This window comes from Thiolapillus sp. (genome assembly GCF_048562965.1).
GTDB lineage: Bacteria > Pseudomonadota > Gammaproteobacteria > Chromatiales > Chromatiaceae > Thiolapillus > Thiolapillus brandeum_A.
The window spans coordinates 1-2523 of sequence record NZ_JBHNMF010000481.1 but is presented as its reverse complement, the minus strand read 5'-3'; the positions used below and the strand labels follow the sequence as shown (position 1 = coordinate 2523).

Sequence of the window (2523 nt, the reverse complement as noted above, 5' to 3'; positions counted from 1 at the left end):
TAACCCGAAGCCTGCACAGGTCTATCCTGTGCTTCCCTGGGAGCAGCCTAAACGCCGTGCATTCTCCTAAAGCACCAAAGCCTTCGATAGCGCAGCAGCAGAGCGCGTCTCGGGCCAATGCACCGGTTCAGCCTTTTTCGGGATCCACGGGGTCTCAGCTCGGGGGTCTGCTGGGTGATCAGTCGATGTGGTTCAGCTATATGCGGCCACGCTCAAGGCCACCGCTTGGGTCGTTAGCGACGGACCCCGGAGGGTCTGTGACGGGGATTTCCCGAGAGGGCACGTGGCAGCACCCGACGCCTCCGAAAGCGGACAGCAGGTTTCCGCTGGCTGATCAGTACGCCAGATCGGGTGGGGAATCAAACGCGTGGCAGCACCCGACGCCTCCGAAAGCGGACAGCAGGTTTCCGCTGGCTGATCAGTACGCCAGATCGGGTGGGGAATCAAACGCGTGGCAGCACCCGAAAACCGGTAAGTTTAAAGCAGGGCTCTGGTAATGCCGACAGGTGTTCAGCGGGATTTGGCGATTTACAATGAGCTGCTGACCAAGCGGAAGCATTGGGAGGATCCCTGGTCGCGGGTGGCGGAGTACATCATTGGCTACAAGGACGGGATGGCTACCCCGGGGGAGTCGAGTGCTGTCCCCGACCGTTCAGCAATTATCAACAGCACGGCGCAGCTCAGCCTTCGGGTATTCAAGGCGGGTATGATGGCTGGGGTAAGCCCGCCGACACGCCCGTGGGTCCGGTATGCCCCCATGGACACGGCATTGCTGGCGAATCGTAATGTGATGGACTGGTGCCGCCAGGTGAATCAGAAGGTGGCTACCGCGTGCGAGGATGCAAAGCTCTACAGTGCCCTGCCGTATGTTTACGGGGAGTGGGGGTCTTACGGTACCAGTGCCCTTGGTATCTTTGAGAACGTGGACCACAGCTTTCGTATTCAGCGGTTCGAGGCGGGTACGTACGTGTTCAGCTGCAACGATGAGGGTGTTGTCGATATCTTTCAGTACATGGTTGCTATGCGGGCATCTGATATTATTCGGGCCTATCCGGAGAGTGCACCGCAGACGGTGCACCATGTGGCGAAGACCAACCCTGTCAAGCCGTTTAAGGTGCTGATCTCGATTTCGAGGGATTATGGGAACCGGGGGAAGTTCCCTGTCATTTCCCGCCACATTTTTGTGGGTGAGCAGGCTACCACTGCGTTGGGGGACTTGCCTTTTAAGAACCAGCAGCTGCTGAAGGAGTCGGGTTTCTACAGTTTTCCTGTGATGGTTCCCCGGTGGGAGACCACACCGCAGGGGGATTATGGCGTGGATTCTCCCGGTATGCTGTGCGTAAGCGATGCGGCGATGTTGCAGGAGGAAGAGCGGAAGAAGTACCGGGGGCTGGACATGCTGGTGAACCCGCCTACGGTGGGCTCTGCGAACATTAACAGCACGTCTGAGGAGCTGGTTCCCGGAGGGCATACCACGGTATTGGATCTTAGGGACGGGGGTCTTCGCCCGGTGTATGAGATTCGTTTTGACATTGCCGCGATAGCGGATGACATACGCGGGGTTGAGCAGCGGATTCGTAATTCCTTCTACGTGGATATTTTCCTGCACCTGATGGAGCTGGGCCGTTCTGCACGGATCACGGCGGAAGAGGCGCGGATGCGGGATGCGGAATCCCTGCTGATGCTTTCTCCGGCGCTGGACATGATCACGGCTGAGTTACTGACGCCGATGTTCGATCGTATTCTTGAGATTATGCTGAGGTCCAGGGAGCTGCCGCCGCCCCCGGAAGAGTTGCAGGATCCGGATACGGCTGTAGCTGTGACGTTTCAGTCGCCGCTGGTTCGTGCGCTGAAGGCAGAAGGCAAGGATGCGCTGCTGAGCCTGTTGGAGTTCTCTGCTAACCTTGCGTCGCTGTGGCCGGAGGTACGGTACAAGGCGGATCCGTACAAGATGCTGGATGCATTCGTGGCGGGTGAGAATTTACCGAATGAGGTTCTGCGGTCTGACAAGGAGGCTCAGAAGGCGCATGAGGTTGAGGTCCAGCAGGCGCAAGCGGTTCAGCGCCAGCAGCAGATGGACGAGGTTGCGGCTCAGGCGGCAACACGGGCATTTGACAATTCTGCGCATAGCGTGTAAAAGGTTCCTATGTCTCAGAATACAATTGAAAACATAGATCCCGTTTCGACCCTGTATGGTGGACAGCCTGCACCTGCTCCTGCTCCTGCACCTGCGCCTGCGCCTGCGCCTGCACCTGCGCCTGCACCTGCACCTGCACCTGCGCCTGCGCCTGCTCCTGCTCCTGCGCAGCCGTACCCAGCTTTGAATACGCCGGCATACCCACAGTATCAGCAGCCGCAGCAAGCGTGGCCGGTAGATGCTTACGGTCAGCCGGTACAGGCATTACCCCAACCTCAGCAGCCTATGCAGCAGCCTATGCAGCAGCCTATGCAGCAGCCTATGCAGCAGCCTATGCAGCAGCCTATGCAGCAGCCTATGCAGCAGCCTATGCAGCAGCCTATGCA

General features: G+C 58.6%; 2 protein-coding genes. One reads left to right on the top strand and one right to left on the bottom strand.

The genetic code is table 11. The annotated features are described in order from the left end of the window. Window positions 1-520: 520 nt before the first annotated feature. Complete coding sequence (locus tag ACOCD2_RS16635; protein WP_419625801.1) at window positions 521-2137, top strand: portal protein; 1617 nt, start codon at window positions 521-523, stop codon at window positions 2135-2137. A 7-nt stretch (window positions 2138-2144) separates the two neighbouring features. Here the strand turns inward: ACOCD2_RS16635 and ACOCD2_RS16630 are convergent, their stop codons facing one another. After that, the gene (locus tag ACOCD2_RS16630) at window positions 2145-2336 is read right to left on the bottom strand and encodes a hypothetical protein (RefSeq protein WP_419625800.1); all 192 of its coding nucleotides are present in this window, start codon (window positions 2334-2336) and stop codon (window positions 2145-2147) included. Window positions 2337-2523 lie beyond the last annotated feature (187 nt).

Coding starts and splice junctions, on each gene's coding strand:
- ACOCD2_RS16630 (WP_419625800.1), bottom strand. CDS start 2,336: ATGCCGGCGTATTCAAAGCTGGGTACGGCTGCGCAGGAGCAGGAGCAG.